This is a genomic window from Pantoea sp. X-Soil-ISGK-275 (assembly GCF_059730795.1).
On record NZ_AP035976.1, the window covers coordinates 1,984,895 to 2,005,301 of the forward strand.

Here is a 20,407-nt window from a genome sequence, read left to right on the forward strand (position 1 = left end):
CGGGCATTTTGTTTTCTCTCTCTGGTCAACTTTCATGTTTATTAAAGTCCTCGGTTCAGCGGCGGGCGGCGGTTTCCCGCAGTGGAACTGCAACTGCGCCAATTGCAGCGGCCTGCGTAACGGTACCCTTCAGGCGCAGGCGCGCACGCAATCTTCGATCATTGTCAGCGACAACGGTGAAGATTGGGTGCTGTGTAACGCCTCGCCGGACATCAGCCAGCAAATTGCCCACACGCCAGAACTGATCAAAAAGGGTGTGCTGCGCGGCACGGCGATTGGCAGCATCATTCTGACCGACAGCCAAATCGATCACACCACCGGCTTGCTGAGCCTGCGCGAAGGTTGCCCGCATCAGGTGTGGTGCACGCCGGAAGTGCATGGCGATCTCACCAGCGGTTTCCCGATTTTCACCATGCTGCAACACTGGAATGGCGGCTTGCAGCATCATGCGTTAACGCCGCTGGAACCGTTTCGCGTCGATGTCTGCCACAGTTTGCAGTTCACCGCGATTCCGATTCTCAGCAACGCGCCACCGTATTCGCCGTATCGCGATCGCCCGCTGCCGGGCCACAACGTGGCGCTGTTTATTGAAAACACCGCCAACGGCCAAACGCTGCTGTACGCGCCGGGCCTTGGCGAGCCGGATGCGGTGATCATGCCGTGGCTGCAAAAAGCCGATTGCCTGTTGATTGATGGCACGGTGTGGCAGGACGACGAGCTGCTCGCTACCGGCGTCGGCAAAAATACCGGCAAAGCCATGGGCCACTTAGCGCTGGCCGAAGAACAAGGTTTGATGGCGCTGCTGGCCGCGCTGCCGGCTAAACGCAAGATATTGATTCACATTAACAACACCAATCCCATCCTTAATGAGCAATCGCCGCAGCGCGCCTATCTGACGCAGCAGGGCATTGAAGTGAGTTGGGATGGTATGGCGATTCATCTGCAGGAGTTTGCATCGTGATCATTACTGAAGCGTTATCGCCCGCCGCGTTTGAGCAGGCGCTGCGCGACAAAGGCGCGTTCTACCACATTCATCATCCGTACCACATTGCCATGCACAATGGCGATGCGACGCGCGAGCAGATTCAGGGCTGGGTGGCGAACCGCTTCTATTATCAGACCAATATTCCGCTGAAAGACGCAGCGATCATGGCGAACTGCCCGGATGCGGAAACGCGGCGTAAATGGGTGCAGCGCATCCTCGATCACGACGGCAGCAACGGACACGAAGGCGGCATTGAAGCCTGGCTGCAGTTGGGTGAAGCGGTGGGCCTGGATCGTGAGGTGTTGCTGTCGGAGAAGCTGGTGCTGCCGGGCGTGCGCTTTGCGGTGGATGCCTACGTTAACTTTGCGCGTCGTGCCAACTGGCAGGAAGCGGCCTGCAGCTCGCTCACCGAACTGTTCGCGCCGCAGATTCATCAGTCGCGCCTCGACAGCTGGCCGCAGCACTATCCGTGGATCAAAGAGGAAGGCTATTTCTACTTCCGCAGCCGTCTGAGCCAGGCGAACCGCGATGTAGAGCATGGACTGGCGCTGGCGCTTGAAGTGTTCACCAGTGCCGAACAGCAGAACCGCATGCTGGAAATCCTGCAGTTCAAGCTCGATATTCTCTGGACCATGTTGGATGCCATGACCATGGCGTATGCGCTGCAACGTCCGCCTTATCATACGGTCACCGATCAGGTATCCTGGCACAGCACAAGACTGGTATAACAATATGAAAGATAATGTGATTCCCGCTTTCCGTCGCGGCTACCGCATGCAGTGGGAAGCGGCGCAAGACAGCCATGTGGTGCTCTATCCTGAAGGCATGGCCAAGCTGAACGAAACTGCGGTGGCGATCCTCGAACTGGTGGATGGCAAACAAGATGTGGCGGCGATCGTTGCCACGCTGGATGCGCGTTTCCCGGATGCGGGCGGCGTCGGCAATGACGTTAAAGAGTTCCTGCAATCAGCCATCGAACAAAAATGGATACAGTGTCGTGAACCCGAGTAAAAGCGTGACGCCGCCGCTGTGGCTGCTGGCAGAACTGACCTATCGCTGCCCGCTGCAGTGTCCGTATTGTTCCAATCCGCTGGATTTTTCCCAGCAGGAGAAAGAGCTGACCACCGAACAGTGGATTGAGGTGTTTCGTCAGGCGCGCGCCATGGGCAGCGTGCAGCTCGGTTTTTCCGGCGGCGAACCGCTGACGCGTAAAGACCTGCCGGAACTGATTCGCGCCGCGCGCGATCTCGGTTTCTACACCAACCTGATCACCTCCGGCATTGGCCTGACGGCGAAAAAACTCGACGCCTTTGCTGACGCCGGGCTCGATCATATTCAGATCAGTTTCCAGGCCAGCGATGAAACGCTTAATGCCGCGCTGGCCGGGTCGAAAAAGGCTTTCCAGCAAAAGTTGGAGATGGCGAAAGCGGTGAAAGCACACGGCTATCCGATGGTGCTGAACTTTGTGCTGCATCGCCACAATATCGACCAGATCGACAAAATCATCGATCTCTGTATCGAACTGGAAGCCGACGATGTCGAGCTGGCAACTTGCCAGTTCTACGGCTGGGCGCAGCTCAATCGCGAAGGTTTGCTGCCGACGCGCGAACAGATCGCCAACGCCGAAGCGGTGGTGGCCGATTATCGTCAGCGCATGAGCGCCACCGGTAATCTCACCAATCTGCTGTTCGTGACGCCGGATTACTACGAAGAGCGTCCGAAACCCTGCATGGGCGGTTGGGGATCGATCTTCCTCAGCGTCACGCCAGACGGCACCGCGTTGCCGTGCCACAGCGCGCGTCAGCTGCCGGTCGAGTTCCCGTCGGTGCTGGAACGCACGCTGGACGATATCTGGTACAACTCGTTTGGTTTCAACCGCTATCGCGGCTTTGACTGGATGCCGGAACCCTGTCGCTCCTGCGAGGAGAAAGAGAAAGACTTTGGCGGCTGCCGCTGTCAGGCCTTTATGCTGACCGGCAATGCGGATAACACCGATCCGGTGTGCAGCAAATCGCCGCATCATGGCAAGATCCTCGAAGCACGGCGTGAAGCCAACTGCAGCGACATCAAAATCCAGCAGCTGCAGTTCCGCAATCGCAGCAACTCCGAACTGATCTTCAAGCAGCGCGTTACCTGATGAACACGCGCCAGCTAACGCTTGCCAACGGCCTGCGCTGCCATCTTTATCATCAGCCCGACGCGCGTGAGGCGGCGGCGTTGGTGCGCGTGCAGGCCGGCAGTCTGGATGAAGCCGATCGCTGGCCGGGTTTGGCGCATCTGCTGGAACATCTGCTTTTCTGTGGCAGCGAAAACTTTAACGGCGAGCATCGCCTGATGCCCTGGCTGCAGCAGCAGGGCGGCCAGGTGAATGCCACCACGCAGTTGAGCCGCAGCGCCTATTTCTTTCAGCTCCCAGCTTCAGCATTGTCTGCAGGCGTGCAGCGGCTGTGCGATATGTTGGCGTCCCCGTTGCTGACGACGCGGGCGATTCAGCAGGAAGCAGCGGTGATTGAGGCAGAGTATCAACTGCTGCAAAACCATATCGACACGCTGAGTGAAGCGGCCATCGTAGATAAGCTAAAGGGACGCTTTCAGCGCTTTCGCGTCGGCAGTCGGCGTGCGTTTGGTGACAATGTCACGGAGCTGCAATCCGCATTACATGATTTTCATCGCCGGTTCTATCGCGCTGAAAATATGGAGCTTTGGCTGCAAGGATCACAATCACTTGATGAGTTAGCACAGCTGGCGACGCGCTATGGCGGCAGCTTGCTGGCGGGCGGAGAACGCGCTGCGGCTGTTAAACCTGCGCTGCTGCCCGGCGATCGTTTGCTGCAATTAGGCGGTGAAGAAAATTTCTGGCTGACGTTATTGATCGCGGGCGATGAACAGACGGTACGTGACAATGTCACCTTGCTTAAGGTGTTTTGGCAAGACGAAGCGCCGGGCAGTTTGCTGGCGCAATTGCGGGCTGAGGCGTTATGCGAGACCTTTGATGTGCAATGGTTATGGCAAGATGAACAACATGCCTTACTGGCGCTGCGTTTTAGTGCCGGGCGTATTTCATCGGCACAGGCGCAACAGCTTGAGCAACGCGTTTGGCAGCATCTGGCTGCGTTAATCGAGTGTAACGCGATTCAGCTGCAGCACTACGCGCAACTCGCGCAGCAGGATTTCGCGGCTTTGTCGCCGCTGGAACAGTTGCGCGGCCGCGCGTTCGGCTTCGCGCCTGGCTCAGCGGTTACTGAAAACTTCACGGATTTTGCCGCCGCGTTGCCGCAATGGCCGTGTACGCGTCTGCTCACCCAGCAGCACGTCGACGGCGCACCGCATCAGACGCAGGGCTTTACCCTGCAGCTGGCTGAATGGCTGCCGGCATTGCCGGATGCGGCACAATCCGCAGCGTTTCACTTTTATCCCACCTCAGCCGACTTTCAGCTCCCGCGTCTTCCGCCCGTGGCGCAGCCGTTGCCGCTGATTGCGCCGATAAAACAGGTTGAGACATTGCTGCTGCGTCCGGCGTTTTATCAAACCTTGAGCGATGAAGACGCGCAGGCGCGGCAGCGCCAGTTGCGCCCGCTGTTGGCGGAACTGCGCCATGCGGGCGGCAACGGCAGTTGGCAACCAACGCAGGGAAGCTGGCAGCTGCTGCTCAATCTGCCCGCATCCGAAGAGCGCGCGTTGTTAAGCGTGCATCAGGCATTACGGGCGCTGAACACACCGGTGCTTAAGCAATCCGCAGCGACAACACACTCCATCGTCATTCGTCAGCTGCTCGCCGCTTTGCCTACTCGCTTGATCAAGCCATCGCCCTCGCCGCACTGGCTGGCAGCATGGTGTGGCACCCATAGCGCACTAAGCCAGCGCGTGGCGCATCTGCTCAGCGATTTTACGCCGCAACTGGCGCGCGACACGCCGCCCGCACAACTGCAACGCGGCATCGTGCCCATCGCCCGCGACGGGCGCGATCAGGCGCTGCTGCTGTTTATGCCGTTACCGCAGGCCGACGATGCCAGCCTGGCCGCTTTGCGCGTGCTGGCGCTGATGATGGAAACGCGCTTCTTCCAGCGGTTGCGCGTGGATCAGCAAATTGGATATGTGGTGTCGGCGCGCTATCAGCGGGTGGCGGATGTGGATGGCTTGATGCTGGCGCTGCAATCACCGGATATCACCTGGCGCGCGTTGCTGGGTCACTGCAAACGCTTTATGCGTGAGATGGTTGTGGAGATTGCGTCAATTTCGCCGGAAAAGCTGGCGGCATGGCAGGCAAGCTTAATGACGCAATGCATAAGCAAAGACAACGGCGAAGCCGCTCTCGACACCCTGCGCCAGCAGCACGGCCTGGCGACGCTCAATCGCGCTGCCATTCAGGCTCTGACGCTGCTGCAGCTTCAGCAACTGCACCAGCGTCTGCTGCGCGAACGGCATCGCTGGTTGATTTTGGTGACCAGGTGCGCATAAATGCGCGCCCTACGAAACCCCGATGCTACATCTCCCGCCAAAACTTCTTCTTACTGGTTTTGCCAATCCCCGGGTTACAGCTGTTGGTCGGATCAAGTTGTTTCCAGTGCTCGACATGTTCACACGATGCCTGATAGAGGTGTCCGACATTGTGCTCGGCGGGATACTTCGCGCCGCGCTGCGCCAGATAGCGCTTCACCTTTTCCTTAAACACTTTCGCGTCGTAGCCCGGCTTCAGCACGTAATCCTGATGATTGACGAAGCAGAAGAAGTGCCCGCAACACGAATCAACCTGCACCTGCGCCGCCAGATGATCCGGCAGCGTCAAACGCCACGCGTCATCATTGCGGCGCAGCGCCACGTCAAACGCCACCAGCCGTTCATTAGGGTTGTAGCCCAGCGCATCGCAGTAGGAAATGGTGCAGCCGCCGACGCCGAAACGCACTAAAAATGCATCCGCCGCTTCACGCGCATTGCAGAGGAAAAAGCCGCCTTGCTGCTCAGCAAAGAACTGCTGTAACAAGCTTAGTAATTCAGCGGTTTGCGGCGACTCCACTTTGATCATCAGATGATGTTGATACTCGCTGCGGTAATCCATGATGCGCGGTGCGATAAAGCTCGGCGTCAGCTGGTTGAAGAATTGCAGCACCCGATCAACAAAATTGCGCGGCAGGAATTTCAGGTGGCTGACGCGCACATCCCATTTAGCTTTATTTGCCATCATCTGCGGAATGGCCTGCGGACCCAGTTTGCGTATCGCCAGATACATATGTTTGGCGTAGCGCACGGTTAAATCGAAGGCGTTGCGATGGATATATTCCGCCTGCAGCGGCAGCTCGCTCATCCTGGTTAACAGGAAACGGCGCAGCGCCACCAGCACGCTCTCATCGTTAGTGCCGATGTAGAAAGTATCGCTGCCGGTGCTGGCTTCAAAGGTCGGCAAGCGCACGGCGAACACCACCACTTTACCGGCGCTGCCTGAGCTGTCGTGCAGGTAACGCAAATCGCCATTGAAGCGTGCAGGGGAATCTGCGGCCACATCTCGCAGTCGGTCGGCATAATCATCCGCCCAGATTTTTCCCTGCCAGTCGGGTTGCTCACCGGTTTGATACCGTTGCTGCGTCAGGTTTTCCAGCATCACTTCAGGTGTGTCGCCCAACTCGATGCCGAGATGGTTGACCATCTCTAAACGCCCATCGTTGTGAATGCGGGCGAACAGGGATTTTTCAGTGAAAGCGGGGCCGCGCCGAATCAGCGAGCCACCGGAATTATTGCAGATGCCGCCGACCACCGACGCGCCGATGCAGGACGAGCCAATCACCGAGTGCGGCTCACGACCCAGCGGCTGCAAGGTGTGCTCCAGTTCGGTCAAGGTGGTACCAGGGAAAGCAATCACCTGACGCGCCTGATCAATCACCTGCACGCCTTTGAGCTGGCGGGTACTGATGATCACAATATCGCGGTCATAATCATTGCCGTCGGGCGTTGAGCCGCCGGTAACGCCGGTATTCGACGCCTGCATCAGCACAATGGCATCGTGCGCCACGCAAACCTGCAGCGTCTGCCACAGCTGCAACAGCGTTTGCGGTAACGCCACCGCCAGCGCTTCACCGCGTCCGACGCGGAACCCCTTTATGTACCAGGCTTTATCATCCGCATGGGTTAATACCTGTTTCTCGCCAACCACCTCTGCTAACTGACGCAACATATCCTTCTGCATGCTCACTTTTCTCTTCTTTATTTTTATCTGCCACGGTATTGGACAAGTGCATCGGCATTGAGTCAATCCTTCACTGGACCTGACGCATAAATAACGCACGTAATCATTATCCCTTTATCTGATACGGAATAAGCCTCATGAACCGATAAAAATGCGCGGGAAATCACAAAATAGATCGAAAGAAAAACAGCGAGTAAGGTGTTTATTTAAGCCACCGGTTTTATTACGCAAAATAAATATAAACCTATGATTTTATTTGTTATTAATGATTTAAGGTGAAAAGTGGCGTGTGATTTACATCACAGAATTTAGCCTGAATGGGATGCTGTCAATGATCTCACTCGGGGAATTCATCGCAAAACTGTGACATTCGTTGCAAATAACAATGTCGTTAATCGGAAGAATGAATTCCAGACGCACAGCATAAAGGATGATGACAATGAGAATTGGCATGGTGATCAGTGGTGGCGATGTCACCGGGATTAATAACTTTGTGTATCAAATATCGCGCTTAACCCAGGCGGAAATGGTGTTATTTAACGGTGGCATTCCGGGATTGCTGGAAAACAATCACCAGGAAATATCCCAGCGCGATTTAGTGGATTACGCCATCGCCGCTATTCCGGTAATGCAATCGGGACGAACCAGCAGAAAATTAATTCGTCCGGAATATGAAACCATCGCCAAACACCTTAAGTCGTTGCGTATCGATGTATTAATTATGGCGGGCGGCGATGGCTCATTACAATTCCTGCATACGCTAAGTGAATTTGGCGTCAATTGTTTTGGCGTCGGCATGACCATCGATAACGATGTGTTTGGCAGTGATTACAGCATCGGTTTCTCCACCGCCTGCGAGCAGGTTTTAAAAGAGGTGGCGAAATTACGCAATACCGGCCGCGCCTTAACCGGTCGTGTGTTTATGGTGGAACTGCTGGGCGGTTATTGCGGGGAATTAACCTTGCAGTCGGCGATCAAATCCAATGCGGATTTCGCGCTGATCCCGGAATGCCAGATTGCACCACAAGAGCTGGCCGAGCGCATCACGCAGCGGCTGGCGGCGCAGAACAGCGTCATTATTTTGTGCTCAGAAGGCTACACCCGAGAATATTCGCCGGGCTTTCAGGGCGCTATCGATACGTTAATTAAACAAATTGAACCGTTAATTGGTGTGCGTATTCGTAAAACAATTATCGGTTATGGCCTGCGTAATGGCGATCCTACCTGTGAAGAGATTTATCAGGGCACCATTATGGCCAGTGAAGTCGCGCGTTGTATTCAGTCGGGAATGCGCAACAAAGCGGTGATTATTAATGGCAGTAATCGACCGATTCCGATTGATTTAATAAGCATGAAAAAACGCCTGGTCGATACGGAAGGGCATCATTATAAACTCGCTAAACAACTGCAAATTCTGTGAGGAAATAGCCATGCTGAAAATATTATGTGTCTGTGGATGTGGTTTGGGTTCAAGCTTTGCGATTGAGATGAGCGCCAAGTCAGTATTAAAGAAACTCGAAATTGATGCTGATATCGATCACACCACCATTTCTGAAGCTAACGCCTTTAAATCCGACATGATTTTAACTCAGAAAGCCTTTGCTGATGTGTTAAATGCCGATGCCAGCCCGGAACAGATCAAACGGGTGATTATTCTCAATAAGCTAACCGACAAAGCGGAAATTGAAGAGAAAATCGTGGCGTTTATGAAAGAACGTAACTTAAAGGTTGCTAATCATGAATAGTGTGATCGACTTCCTGGTAAAAGACTTATTGGGGCAGGCATCAATATTGATCGCCTTTATTGCCCTGATTGGTCTGCTACTGCAAAAAAAATCGGCGGGCAAGGTGGTGGAAGGCACCTTTAAAACCCTGCTTGGTTTCTTAATTATGATGGCCGGTATCAACATTATTGTCGGTACGCTGACCTTCCTGAACACCATTTTCACCCACGGTTTTGGCATGCAGGGTTATATCACCGACGTTGCCGCCATTGCCGGGTTAGCAAACCGCGAGCTGGGTTCTGAAGTGGCGCTGACGCTGTTGGTGATCTTTATCGTCAACATCATCATTGCGCGTCTGACACCGTTCAAATACATCTTCCTGACCGGTCAGGCGCTGCTGTGGATGGCGACCATCGGTGCGGTGATTGGCTATAAAGCGGGGCTGACAGGCTTACCTCTGATCCTTACCGGCGGCATCTTTGGCGGCATTATGGCGGTTGTGATGCCTGCGCTGGCACAACCGGTGGTGCGTCGTATCACCGATTCCGACGACGTGGCGCTCGGTCACTTCTGCACCATCGGCTACCTGCTGACGGCGGCGGTGGCGAAGGTGGTGGGCAAAGGTTCGCGCTCCACGGAAGACCTCAAACTGCCCGACAACTTTAAATTCCTGCAGGACACCTATCTGTCGATGGCGGTGGTAATGGTGCCGATGTACCTGATTCCTGCAGTCGCCGCCGGTCCGGAATTTATCGGCCAGTACAGCAACGGCATGAACTATCTGATGTACGCCTTTATGCAGTCGATTCAGTTCGTGTGCGGTGTGTTCGTGCTGTATAGCGGCGTGCGTCTGCTGCTGAACGAACTGGTGCCAGCTTTCCGCGGCATTGCCATGCGTCTGGTGCCGGATGCGAAACCGGCGCTCGACTGCCCGGTGATGTTCCCGTACGCCCCGAACGCGGTGATCGTCGGCTTCCTCGCCACCACGCTGGGTTCGGTGGTGGGCATGCTGGTGTTCCCGATGTTTGGTCTGGCGATGATTCTGCCAGGTCTGCTGACCAACTTCTTTGCCGGTGGCACCGCAGGCGTGTTTGGTAATGCGCTCGGCGGTCGTCGCGGGGCGATGATCGGCGGTTTCGTGCACGGTCTGTTCATCACCTTCCTGCCAGCGATTCTGGTGCCGATGCTGGAAAGCTACGGTTTTATCGGCGTCACCTTCAGTGATTCGGATGTCATCAGTACCGGCCTGGTGCTCGGCCATGCCTTCCAGAATAACTGGCTGTTCGTCGCGCTGTTTATTGCCTTTATTACTCTCATCGCCTGGTTTGTTAACGGAAAATCCACCAAGTCTAAATCCCATGAGGAAAAGCTCCATGAAACTTTATAACTTTACCGATCTGTTACAGGTTGCTAAAGAACGTGAATTTAAAGCGCTCGGTTCCTTTAATTTGCACTGTCTGGAAATGCTGCCCGCCTTTTTTAAAGCAGCGGAGAAAACTAACAGTCCATTAATGATTCAGATCTCAACCGGTACAGCGAAATATCTCGGACATAAATTATTGGTGGATGCCATTCGCTCACTGTCGGAAAGCCGTAATGTGCCGACCTGTTTGCACCTCGATCACTGTTCGGATTTAGACGCGATTCAAACTGCGCTGGATGCAGGCTTCAGTTCAATTATGTATGACGGCTCACATTTGCCGATTGAAGAGAACATCGCCAATACGCGTCGTGTTATTGATATGGCACGCCCGCTGGCGGTATCAGTGGAAGCGGAACTGGGTGCGATTGGCGGCTCGGAAGATGGCAAAGAAGTGGAAATGAATGATGCGGCCTTTACCACCGTCGATGAAGCCAAACGCTTTGTCGATGAAACCGGCGTCGATATGCTGGCCATCTCCATCGGTACCGTGCACGGCTTGTATACCGGCAAAGCGCATATTCAGCATCAGCGCCTGGCGGATATCACCGATGCCACTAAAACGCCGCTGGTGCTGCACGGCGGAACCGGTGTTAGCGATGAAGATATGCGTCTTGCGGTGCGCAGCGGCATTGAGAAGGTCAACGTCGGCACCGAGATGAATGTGCAGTGGGTTGCGAACTGCAAGCAGACGTTTGAAAAGGGCAAGGTCAACGACAGCGTGCGTAATTTCCTTGTGCCGGCCAACGATGCCGTAACCAATGTGCTGGTAGAAAAGATTCAGCTGTTCCGCTAATTCCGACTCACTCATGACGTAATAACCTGAGGTGCCCGGCGCCATTCGGGGCAGGAGACGCTATGTTTGGATTCTTGAAAAAGGGCTCCGATAATAAGAGCCAGGATTTACAGGAAATAGATCTTCAGGCTGAAACCATCAGCGGAAAAATAAGCGAGCTGGAACAACAGTTAGCCAATAATCCGCAGGCGACAGAGACGCAAAAACAATTAATGCTGGAATATAATCGTGCATTAAATATCTTTGCCAAAAGCCGCCGCTTTCGTCAGGAAATTGATCCGCTGTTTGTCAAAATCGATGAACTGCGCAACACCATTCGCAAATCATTTTAAGGAGGCAGTATGAGTATTAAACAGCTGCTGCAGGAGGCAAGTGCGATTCAGGTGGGGATCAGCGCCAGGGATTGGCGCGAGGTGATCGCGCTGGCGGCGCTGCCGCTGGTGAACGGCGGTTACATCAAAGCCAGTTATCCGGAAGCGGTGATCGCCAACACGCTGGAGCATGGCGCTTATTACGTGTTTGAGGAGGGCATCGCCATTCCTCATGCACGGCCGGAAAGCGGCGTGCTTAAAGATTGTTTCAGCATGATCGTACTGGATGAGCCGATTTCGTTCGACGGCAGCGACAAAGCCGACATCGTGATTATGTTCGGTGCGCGTGACAGCAACGCCCACATTGAAGAGGGCATCCGCGCGATTGTCACGCTGCTGGAAGATGGGGAGACGCTGGTGCGCTTGCGCAACGCCAGCAGTGCTGCGGAGGTGATAGAGATCCTATGACAACCGACACTGAAGAGAAGATGGTAGTGCTGGTGAACGGCATTCCGGCTTCCGGCAAAAGCACCCTGACGCGCGCGCTGGCTGAGCAATTCGGCTTTCCGGTGCTGACGCTGGATAGCCTGAAAGAGCCGTTTATGGCCAGCTTTGCGCCGGTGGATCGCCTGCGCAATCGCCAGTTAGGTTGTGCGGCGTATCAGGCGATCTGGCAAGTGGTGGCGCAAGCACCGACGCGCTGCATCTACGTCATTGATGCCTGGTTTGGCTTCCAGCCGAAAGCGGTATTGCAGCAAGGATTGCAACAGGCGGGCGTGACGCGGGTGCTGGAGCTGTGGCTGGCGATCACGCCAGATGAGGCGGTGGCGCGCTATCAGGCACGCTTGACCGATCGTATGCCGGGACATCCGGGCGCGGAGTATCTGCCAGAACTGCGCAAGCTGGCGGAAACCGCCCAGCCGATGGCGCTGGGTCCGGTGTTGCAGCTTAACGCGCGCAACCCGGACCAGGCGGCGGCCTGCGCCTGGTTGCAGCGCCAACTGCGGCTGCCAATCAGCGCTCAACCGGCTTTATCGGCCTCGGGTTGAACCCTGTCGGCAGCAGGCTGAACGCGCATCAGCACTGCGGCCGACACCGCCATCGCATGATTCGTCAATGCATCTTCCTCTGCCTGAACCAGGCTTTGTGATTACGCTCACAGAGGAAAGCATGATGAATATCGATCTACACGGAAAAACAGCCTTAGTTACCGCATCAACCGGCGGCATCGGTTTTGCCATTGCACAAGGTCTGGCGGCCAGCGGGGCGGAAGTGGTGCTCAACGGGCGCAGTGAAGCCTCGGTGAGTCGTGCGCGCGAGAAGCTCAACGGCCTAGTCCAGGGGGCGAAAATTCATACCTTTATCGCCGATCTCGGCAGTGCGCAGGGCGTTAAGCAACTGCTCAACGGTTTGCCGCCGATCGATATTCTGGTGAATAACGCCGGGATTTACGGTCCGCAGGATTTTTATCAAGTGGATGACGACACCTGGGATGCCTATTGGCAAACCAACGTGATGTCCGGCGTGCGCCTGTCGCGGGCTTTGTTGCCGGAGATGGTGAAACGCGGTTGGGGCCGCGTGGTGTTTATCTCCTCAGAGTCAGCACTGAATATTCCCGCTGATATGCTGCATTACGGCGTGAGTAAAACCGCGCAGCTGTCGCTGGCGCGCGGGCTGGCGAAAGTGGTGGCGGGCAGCGGCGTGACGGTGAACAGCGTGTTGCCGGGCCCAACGCTCTCTGATGGTTTTGCCGCCATGATGGAAGACGAAGTGAAGCGCACCGGTAAACCGCTGGAAGAGCTGGCAAAAGAGTTTGTCATGGCCCAGCGTCCGAGTTCGGTGATCCAGCGCGCAGCAACGGTGGAAGAGGTGGCGAATATGGTGGTGTACGTCTGTTCGAAACAGGCATCCGCGACGTCCGGTGCCGCGCTGCGCGTCGATGGCGGCGTGGTGGATGATATTGTTTAGCCGGGTGCGGTAATTGACCAGGTCGCCATGAATGGCGACCCTACGACGCTCGCACCACAAAGACAAAAGTTTACACAGCAAAGCTTGGTGTTTCTGCTGCAGATGCTTAAAATGCCCGCACTTTTTTCTGAGGCTGCGGCATGACGATATCGCTATCACGCGCAAAATGGATTCTGGCACTGGTTTGTCTGGTGCTGGCGTTTTGTCTCGTCCAGCGCAGCTTCAATTTGCCTTCCGCACCTTTAGCGCAGGTCAGCGCGTCCGCGCAAGCCAACAGCAATGACGATGCCAGCGGCAGTGAAAAACCTTGTGCGCTGAGCGCCAAATCGCTGAGTGCCGCCGCACCCATCCTTGATACCGCATTGCCTTTCCTGCTGTTGTTGCTGGCCCTGATCGCCACCTTCACACAAACCACCACGTCCGTCGGCTATCGCCGCGCACAGCTGTTTCCGCCTCTGCGACGGCGGCATCTGACCTTCTGCGTCTTCCGGGAATAACACCTGCGCGTTACATCGCGTAAACCCTGTTATTCACTGGAGAATTCCCATGACTGTATTGATCAGGAGCCTGCTGCTCCTGCTGGCGAGCTGCGCGATCACTGCGCAGGCGGCAGACACCGGCTGGCTGCGCAATGCGCAAAACAACCATGCCGAAGTGCGCCTGCGCAGCGCCAGCCACAACGATAATCAGCAACTGCTGCTGGATATTCGCCTGCAACCTGGCTGGAAAACCTACTGGCGCACGCCAGGCGAAGGCGGTGTTGCGCCGGAAATCCGCTGGCAAACGCCGGATGTAAAGGCGCAGTGGTTCTGGCCTGCGCCCGAACGTTTTGACGTTAGCGGCTTGACCACACAAGGCTACAAAGGCGATATCACGCTGCCGATTGAACTGGCGAAACTGTCGAGCCAGCCGATCGCAGGAACGCTGACGCTCTCGACCTGCAGCGACGTCTGCATCCTCACCGACTTCCCGTTCAGCCTCGATCTGACGCAGCCCGCTGACGCCGATTTTGCCCGCGATTTCGCCGAAGCGATGGGGCGCATCCCGGCGGCCAGCGGCCTAACCGATCAACTCGACGCCAGCTTTGTGAATGGCGAATTGCAGATTCGCGCCCAGCGGCAGGGCCGCTGGCAACAACCTGAACTGTTCTTCGATTATCCGCAGGGCAGCATGCTGGCGGCACCGCAAATCAGTGTGAAAGGCGACACGCTCAGCGCGCGGGTGGCGGTCACCGATGAATGGGGCGAAGCGGCACCGGATCTGCGCGGCAAAACGTTGTCGCTGGTGGTTGCCGATGGTGGGATTGCGCAGCAAAGCGCGATTAATATTGGCGCGGAAGCGTTGGTATCCGGCGATGGCGCGCAAACCTTATGGTCGGTGTTGCTGCTGGCGCTGCTCGGTGGCTTGATCCTCAACCTGATGCCGTGCGTATTGCCGGTGCTGGCGATCAAGCTCAGCAGCATGGTGCAGCAGCAAGGGCAAACGCAGCGTCAGACGCGCCAGCAGTTTCTCGCTTCCAGCGCCGGGATCATTTTCTCCTTCCTGCTATTGGCGCTGCTGATGACCGGGCTGCGGCTCAGCGGCCAGGCGCTTGGCTGGGGGATTCAGTTCCAGAGTAGCGGCTTCCTGCTGGTGATGGTGTTGGTGATGTTCCTGTTCAGCGCCAGCCTGTTTGATCTGCTGCATTTCCGCTTGCCGTCAGGTTTGAATACCAAACTGGCGACGCAGGGCGGCGACGGCTTGCTCGGCCACTTCGGTCAGGGTGCGTTTGCCACCTTGCTGGCTACGCCGTGCAGCGCGCCGTTCCTCGGTACGGCGGTAGCTTATGCGCTGACGGCACCGCTGCCGCAGCTGTGGCTGCTGTTTGTCGCGCTCGGCGTCGGCATGAGTTTGCCGTGGCTGCTGGTGGCGGCGTTGCCGGGCATGGCCCGCTGCCTGCCGCGTCCGGGGCGCTGGATGGTGCATCTGCGCAGCGTGCTCGGCCTGTTTATGCTGCTCGCGACCTTCTGGCTGGTGACATTGCTGGTACCGCATTGGGGCAGCACCTTCGCGCTGGTGCTGGTGGGTATGTTACTCGCGGTACTTTGCGGCTGGCTGGTGAAACGTCGCGCGCTTCAACAGGCGGGCGTGGTGTTTATCACTCTGACGCTGGCTGGTGCGCTATTCCTAATGACGCGCATCACGCCGGAAGAGGAGACGCTGCACTGGCAGCCGCTGACCGAAGCGGCGATCCATCAGGCACTCGAGCAGGATAAACGGGTGTTTGTCGATGTCACCGCCGACTGGTGCATCACCTGCAAAGTGAACAAATCCCGCGTACTGAATCAACCCGATGTGCGTGCTGCGCTGAAAGCCGATGACGTGGTGCTGCTGCGCGGCGACTGGACGCAGCCCGATCCTGCCATCGGTGAATTCCTGCGCCGCCGCGACCGTGTGGCGATCCCTTTTAACCAAATTTATGGCCCGGCACTGCCGCAAGGCCAGATTTTGTCACCGCTGCTGAGTCGTGAAGCGGTGATCTCCACTCTCTCTGAGGCGAAAAAATAATGAAGAAATCCCTGTTACTGCCACTGATGTTCCTTGCCATGCCTGCACTGGCGGCTGCGCCTTTTACTCCTGAGCAGGAAGCGCGCATCAAAGAGCTGATCCGTGAAACCCTGGTGCAAAATCCGTCAATTCTGGCGGAAGCGGCTGATGCGTTTGATAAAGAAGCAGCGCAACAGCAGCAAAATGTGGTGGCGCAAATGGTGAAGAAAAACCATGACGCGCTGTTCAACGACGCTGGTTCACCGCGCATCGGTGCCGAGAAACCGGCGCTGACGCTGGTTTATTTCACCGATTACAATTGCGTGTTCTGCAAGAAGTTTGAAGCCGATATCGAAAAACTGCTGAAAGCCTATCCGCAGGTCGCGGTGGTGATTAAACCGCTGCCGTATCGCTCTGAAACCTCACTCACCTCGGCGCGCCTGGCGCTCACCGTTTGGGAACAGCAGCCGAAAAACTTCCTCAAATTGCATGAACGTTTGATGGCGAAAAAGGGCAATCACGATACCGCCAGCATCGACGCGGCGCTGGAGAAAACCGGCATCAAGTTGAAAGAGCCAAGCAAAGTGAGCCTCGACACCATCAACAGCAACCTGACGCTGGCGCAGCAGCTCGGGGTACAGGGCACGCCAGCGACGCTGGTGGGCGACCAGATGATCAGCGGCGCGGTGCCGTATCAGCAACTGGAAGCGGCAGTGAAAGGCGCGCTGCAGGCGAAGCAATGAGTCGACTAAAGCGCTGGCTGCGTGAGGTGCTGCTCTTGGTGCTGATTGTCGCGGCGGCACTGTGGGGCATGGATTGGCTGCGCGCACCGCAGCTGCCTGCCGACCTGGCGCAACAGCCGCTCACCTCGCTGCAAGGCGAGGTCAATCTGGCGGAGCTCAGTCAGGATCGGCCATTGCTGGTTTACGTCTGGGCAACCTGGTGCGGCGTATGCAAACTCACCACGCCAACTGTGGCGGCGATGAGCCAGCAAGGTTACAAGGTGGCGAGCGTGGCGCTGCGATCCGGTAACGATATGCGCGTAGCAACCTGGCTGGAGAAGAAAGGGCTGCAAGGCGTGGCGATCAATGATAAGAGCGGGGCGATCGGCCAGCGCTGGGATATTCAGGCCACGCCGACCTTTATCGTGCTGCATCAGGGCAAAGTCATCAGCACCAGCAGCGGCTGGACCAGCGCTTGGGGGCTGAAGCTGCGCCTCTGGTGGGCTTCCCGCTAGTCTGTCTGGCGGCACGTTACGGTGCCGCCAGAAAATCCTCGCGCTGCGGCGTAAAGGTATCCAGCAATACGCCCGCTTCCAGACACACGCAGCCGTGCACAATATTCGGCGCTTTATACAGCGTATCGCCAGCGCTCACTTCTTTGGTTACGCCATCAATGGTGAAGGCAAAACGTCCGGATAGCACGTAGGTGAGCTGCTCATGCGGATGGTGATGCAGCGGACCAACAGCATCCTGCTCAAAGGTGACTTCCACCGCCATCATGGTGCCGCCATGCGCCAGAATTCGGCGCGTCACGCCGTTACCTAAATCGTCCAGTTGGGTTGCGCTTTTATAGATAAACATGGTTTCTCCTTGCAGGTTGCATCGTCAATGTGTGACTTAACTCACAGTCAAAAAGGCATTTAAAGGCTGCATTTTAACGATCTTTGATTAAAATGAAACGGTGTTTCAATTTAATCTGAGGATGGATCATGAAAATCGCTTTGATGATGGAAAATAGCCAGGCTGCGAAGAACGCAACGGTGTTAAAAGAGCTTCAGTCTGTGGCGCAACCGCTCGGGCATCAGGTGTTTAACGTCGGTATGAGCGACGAACAGGATCACCATCTTACCTATATTCATCTCGGCATCATGGCCAACGTACTGCTGAACAGCAAAGCGGTGGACTTTGTGGTAGCCGGTTGCGGCACCGGCCAGGGTGCGCTGATGTCGCTGAACCTGCATCCCGGCGTGGTGTGCGGCTACTGCATCGACCCGGCGGATGCCTATCTGTTTGCGCAAATCAACAACGGTAATGCGCTATCGCTGCCGTTCGCCAAAGGCTTTGGCTGGGGCGCGGAACTGAACCTGCGCTTTATTTTCGAAAAAGCCTTCACCGGCGAAAAAGGGCACGGTTATCCGCCTGAGCGCAAAGAGCCACAGGTGCGCAACGCGGGTATCCTAAACGAGGTGAAAGCAGCATTGCTGAAAGAGAATTACCTCGATTCACTGCGCGCCATCGATCCGGAACTGGTGAAGACCGCGGTAAGCGGCCCGCGCCTGCAGCATTGCCTGTTTGAACATGGTCAGAATCAGGAGATCGTGGGTTTTGTACGTGAACTGACGCAGTAATCAAAACGGTTTGAGCGAAGCCAGGGAAACCTGGCTTTGTTGTTTTTCACTTCCAGATTTGAAATATCATTTTCCCCATCACACGATGACCAAAATTGTAATATCCTCGCAGGTCACGCTTAATTTCATCGTTGTAGCCGTCTGGTAAACATCAGCAATCATCAAGGGAGAGACGCATGGCAGGTTATCAGCCGCCTTACACCATCACGCCAACCATCCTGAATCAGGTGATTGAAGTAGGTGAATTACTAGGCCGCTGGGCTGCTCAGGCAGAACAATCTTCACCGCTTTTGCGTAAAGAGAATCGCATTCGTACCATTCAGGCCTCGCTAGCTATAGAGCACAATAGTCTGTCAACTGAACAGGTGACAGCGATCATGGAAGGCAAGCGTGTGTTGGCTCCAGCTAAAGATATTCAGGAAGTGCGTAACGCTATTCTGGCTTATGAAAAGCTCAATGACTGGCAAAGTGCAAAACTAGCCGATTTACTGGCGGCGCATCAGTTGCTCATGATGGGACTGGTTGATGCGCCGGGCCAATTACGTAATGGCAATGTTGGGGTATATCGCGAACAGCAACTTATCCATATGGCACCACCAGCGAACCAGGTTTCACGCCTGATGGGGGATTTGCTCAATTGGCTAAAAAACACAGATATTCATCCGTTAATTGCCAGCTCTATCTTCCATTATGAATTTGAATTCATTCATCCTTTCACCGATGGCAATGGACGCATGGGAAGATTATGGCAAACATTAATTCTCAGCGAATGGCGTCCTGAGTTCGCATGGCTTCCGGTTGAAACGCTGATCCATAATCAGCAGCAGCATTATTATCGCGTTTTAGGCGAATGTGATCGGGCCAGTGATTGCACTCCTTTTATCGCTTTCATGCTGGAAAAGTTGATTGAAGCATTGGTTGAAGGTATTGGTTTGCACTCTTCTTCAACCGACATCTCGACATTGGAAATGTCGGAGAAAGTGTCGGAGAAAATGTCGGAGAAAAAAAATGCTAAACTTCCTGCCACCGCCGTAAAAATATTTGCTGCCCTGAGTAAATCACCTGATATGACCATTGCCGATCTGACTCAGTTGTTGGGCGTGAGTAGCAGAACCATTGAGCGTAATTTAAAACTCCTCCAATCACATCATCGTCTGGAAAGAGTGGGGGCGGCCAGGGGCGGCTATTGGCGAGTTATTTGATAGTTTGCATAAACTCATTCAACTACTGCGTGCGTTTCGGTCACCATAAATGGCGACCCTACAAAGGACTGGCGCGTTTTTCGTAGGGTGCGCATTTAGGTATGACCGGGCTGATGGGTTACAAATCAGACCGGTCATACCTAAATGCGCACCTGGTAAAGCGGTCGCCATAAACGGCGACCCTACGCCAGAACCCCGTTATCCTGCCGGCTTGCATCCACCAGCATCTGCGTATAGGCCACCTGCGCGCGATTGTGAACCAGTGCATCGACATCCAGCGTTTCCAGCACTTTGCCGTGCTGCATCACCGCCACGCGATGGCACAGATGCGCCACCACGCCGAGATCGTGCGTCACCATCAAGTAGGTTAGTTTCTCCTGCTGCTGCAAGTCGCTGAGCAGATTGAGGATCTCCGCTTGTACCGAAACATCCAGCGCTGAGGTCGGTTCATCCAGCAGCAGTACGCGCGGTTCGAGGATCAGCGCGCGGGCAATCGCTACGCGCTGGCGCTGTCCGCCAGACAGCTGATGCGGATAACGGGTTTGCCATGCGCGATTGAGGCCGACCTTCTCCAGCATGGCGATGACTCGCTGCTGGCGCTGACCTATGCCGTGAATCTGCAGCGGCTCCTCAAGAATATCGCCGATGGTATGACGCGGATGCAGCGATCCATACGGATCCTGAAACACCATCTGCACGCTGCGGCAGCGCTCGCGCGCGATACGATGCTCGAGCGGCACGCCATCGATCGCCAGCTCGCCGTGCCAGTGGGTGAAAAGCCCGGCAAGGCATTTGAGTACCGTGGTTTTACCCGATCCCGACTCGCCGACCAGGCCAAAAATTTCACCCTCGCGAATCGACAAGTTGACGTCGAACAACACCTGATTACGCCGTTCTTCCTCACCAAAACTGAGGTTGAGATTACTGACGCGGATCATCTCGTTCAT

Annotated in this window: 22 protein-coding genes; 19 read left to right on the forward strand and 3 right to left on the reverse strand. The window is 55.7% G+C overall.

Translation table 11 applies throughout. From position 1 onward, the window contains the following. The first annotated feature begins 34 nt into the window (after window positions 1-34). The 5 genes from pqqB to pqqF are packed head-to-tail and all read left to right on the forward strand — an operon-like array spanning window position 35 to window position 5,443. The gene (gene pqqB / locus AC6I8A_RS09265; RefSeq protein WP_222181949.1) at window positions 35-961 is read left to right on the forward strand and encodes a pyrroloquinoline quinone biosynthesis protein PqqB; all 927 of its coding nucleotides are present in this window, start codon (window positions 35-37) and stop codon (window positions 959-961) included. Next, entirely contained in the window at window positions 958-1,713 is a 756-nt protein-coding gene (pqqC, locus tag AC6I8A_RS09270) for a pyrroloquinoline-quinone synthase PqqC (protein ID WP_497818351.1), read from the forward strand. Before pqqB ends, pqqC begins: the two co-directional genes overlap by 4 nt. 4 nt (window positions 1,714-1,717) lie before the next feature. Continuing rightward, complete coding sequence (gene pqqD / locus AC6I8A_RS09275; protein WP_497818352.1) at window positions 1,718-1,996, forward strand: pyrroloquinoline quinone biosynthesis peptide chaperone PqqD; 279 nt, start codon at window positions 1,718-1,720, stop codon at window positions 1,994-1,996. Then, window positions 1,983-3,122 (forward strand): pyrroloquinoline quinone biosynthesis protein PqqE, encoded by a 1,140-nt coding sequence (pqqE, locus tag AC6I8A_RS09280; protein ID WP_265296851.1) that lies wholly within the window; start codon window positions 1,983-1,985, stop codon window positions 3,120-3,122. Before pqqD ends, pqqE begins: the two co-directional genes overlap by 14 nt. Then, a complete protein-coding gene (gene pqqF / locus AC6I8A_RS09285) occupies window positions 3,122-5,443 on the forward strand; it encodes a pyrroloquinoline quinone biosynthesis protein PqqF (RefSeq protein WP_497818353.1) in 2,322 nt (773 codons plus the stop codon). The genes pqqE and pqqF overlap by 1 nt, the downstream gene beginning before the upstream one ends. Before the next feature lie 25 nt (window positions 5,444-5,468). On the opposite strand, the gene dld is transcribed toward pqqF, so the two are convergent. Continuing rightward, the gene (gene dld / locus AC6I8A_RS09290; protein ID WP_497818940.1) at window positions 5,469-7,163 is read right to left on the reverse strand and encodes a D-lactate dehydrogenase; all 1,695 of its coding nucleotides are present in this window, start codon (window positions 7,161-7,163) and stop codon (window positions 5,469-5,471) included. Between the two features lie 439 nt (window positions 7,164-7,602). Between dld and AC6I8A_RS09295 the strand changes: the two genes are divergently transcribed. The 12 genes from AC6I8A_RS09295 (at window position 7,603) to AC6I8A_RS09350 (ending at window position 17,145) form a co-directional block, all read left to right on the forward strand. Further along, window positions 7,603-8,583: a 6-phosphofructokinase gene (locus tag AC6I8A_RS09295; protein WP_256696386.1), complete on the forward strand. Its 981-nt coding sequence runs from the start codon at window positions 7,603-7,605 to the stop codon at window positions 8,581-8,583. Between the two features lie 10 nt (window positions 8,584-8,593). Continuing rightward, entirely contained in the window at window positions 8,594-8,908 is a 315-nt protein-coding gene (locus tag AC6I8A_RS09300; protein WP_008110086.1) for a PTS sugar transporter subunit IIB, read from the forward strand. Then, window positions 8,901-10,274 (forward strand): PTS sugar transporter subunit IIC, encoded by a 1,374-nt coding sequence (locus AC6I8A_RS09305; protein ID WP_497818354.1) that lies wholly within the window; start codon window positions 8,901-8,903, stop codon window positions 10,272-10,274. The genes AC6I8A_RS09300 and AC6I8A_RS09305 overlap by 8 nt, the downstream gene beginning before the upstream one ends. Further along, window positions 10,261-11,103: a class II fructose-bisphosphate aldolase gene (locus tag AC6I8A_RS09310; RefSeq protein WP_008110083.1), complete on the forward strand. Its 843-nt coding sequence runs from the start codon at window positions 10,261-10,263 to the stop codon at window positions 11,101-11,103. The genes AC6I8A_RS09305 and AC6I8A_RS09310 overlap by 14 nt, the downstream gene beginning before the upstream one ends. A 62-nt stretch (window positions 11,104-11,165) precedes the next feature. After that, window positions 11,166-11,435 carry a hypothetical protein gene (locus AC6I8A_RS09315; protein ID WP_312182962.1) on the forward strand — a complete coding sequence of 90 codons (270 nt, stop codon included), beginning with the start codon at window positions 11,166-11,168 and terminating at the stop codon, window positions 11,433-11,435. 9 nt (window positions 11,436-11,444) lie between these two features. Then, window positions 11,445-11,882, forward strand: coding sequence for a PTS sugar transporter subunit IIA (locus AC6I8A_RS09320; RefSeq protein WP_497818355.1), 438 nt, complete (start codon window positions 11,445-11,447; stop codon window positions 11,880-11,882). Then, a complete protein-coding gene (locus AC6I8A_RS09325) occupies window positions 11,879-12,463 on the forward strand; it encodes a P-loop nucleotide/nucleoside kinase family protein (protein WP_497818356.1) in 585 nt (194 codons plus the stop codon). Before AC6I8A_RS09320 ends, AC6I8A_RS09325 begins: the two co-directional genes overlap by 4 nt. Window positions 12,464-12,587: 124 nt before the next feature. Further along, window positions 12,588-13,382, forward strand: coding sequence for an SDR family NAD(P)-dependent oxidoreductase (locus AC6I8A_RS09330; RefSeq protein ID WP_479490414.1), 795 nt, complete (start codon window positions 12,588-12,590; stop codon window positions 13,380-13,382). Between the two features lie 140 nt (window positions 13,383-13,522). Further along, entirely contained in the window at window positions 13,523-13,879 is a 357-nt protein-coding gene (locus AC6I8A_RS09335) for a hypothetical protein (RefSeq protein WP_497818357.1), read from the forward strand. A 49-nt stretch (window positions 13,880-13,928) separates the two neighbouring features. After that, complete coding sequence (locus AC6I8A_RS09340; protein WP_497818358.1) at window positions 13,929-15,929, forward strand: protein-disulfide reductase DsbD family protein; 2,001 nt, start codon at window positions 13,929-13,931, stop codon at window positions 15,927-15,929. Then, window positions 15,929-16,651, forward strand: a complete 723-nt coding sequence (locus tag AC6I8A_RS09345) for a DsbA family protein (protein WP_256696389.1) — start codon at window positions 15,929-15,931, stop codon at window positions 16,649-16,651. Before AC6I8A_RS09340 ends, AC6I8A_RS09345 begins: the two co-directional genes overlap by 1 nt. Then, the gene (locus AC6I8A_RS09350; protein ID WP_497818359.1) at window positions 16,648-17,145 is read left to right on the forward strand and encodes a protein disulfide oxidoreductase; all 498 of its coding nucleotides are present in this window, start codon (window positions 16,648-16,650) and stop codon (window positions 17,143-17,145) included. Before AC6I8A_RS09345 ends, AC6I8A_RS09350 begins: the two co-directional genes overlap by 4 nt. Before the next feature lie 16 nt (window positions 17,146-17,161). Here the strand turns inward: AC6I8A_RS09350 and AC6I8A_RS09355 are convergent, their stop codons facing one another. Then, on the reverse strand, window positions 17,162-17,491 hold the full coding sequence (locus tag AC6I8A_RS09355) for a cupin domain-containing protein (protein ID WP_008110063.1): 330 nt from the start codon (window positions 17,489-17,491) through the stop codon (window positions 17,162-17,164). 128 nt (window positions 17,492-17,619) lie between these two features. Here AC6I8A_RS09355 and AC6I8A_RS09360 point away from each other — a divergent pair, with 128 nt between their 5' ends. Together AC6I8A_RS09360 and AC6I8A_RS09365 are read left to right on the forward strand one after the other, a co-directional pair. Further along, the gene (locus AC6I8A_RS09360) at window positions 17,620-18,258 is read left to right on the forward strand and encodes an RpiB/LacA/LacB family sugar-phosphate isomerase (RefSeq protein ID WP_008110061.1); all 639 of its coding nucleotides are present in this window, start codon (window positions 17,620-17,622) and stop codon (window positions 18,256-18,258) included. A gap of 176 nt (window positions 18,259-18,434) precedes the next feature. Further along, entirely contained in the window at window positions 18,435-19,460 is a 1,026-nt protein-coding gene (locus AC6I8A_RS09365) for a Fic family protein (RefSeq protein WP_436333280.1), read from the forward strand. Between the two features lie 182 nt (window positions 19,461-19,642). Here the strand turns inward: AC6I8A_RS09365 and AC6I8A_RS09370 are convergent, their stop codons facing one another. Further along, window positions 19,643-20,398, reverse strand: a complete 756-nt coding sequence (locus tag AC6I8A_RS09370; RefSeq protein ID WP_061720157.1) for an ABC transporter ATP-binding protein — start codon at window positions 20,396-20,398, stop codon at window positions 19,643-19,645. Window positions 20,399-20,407: the final 9 nt, after the last annotated feature.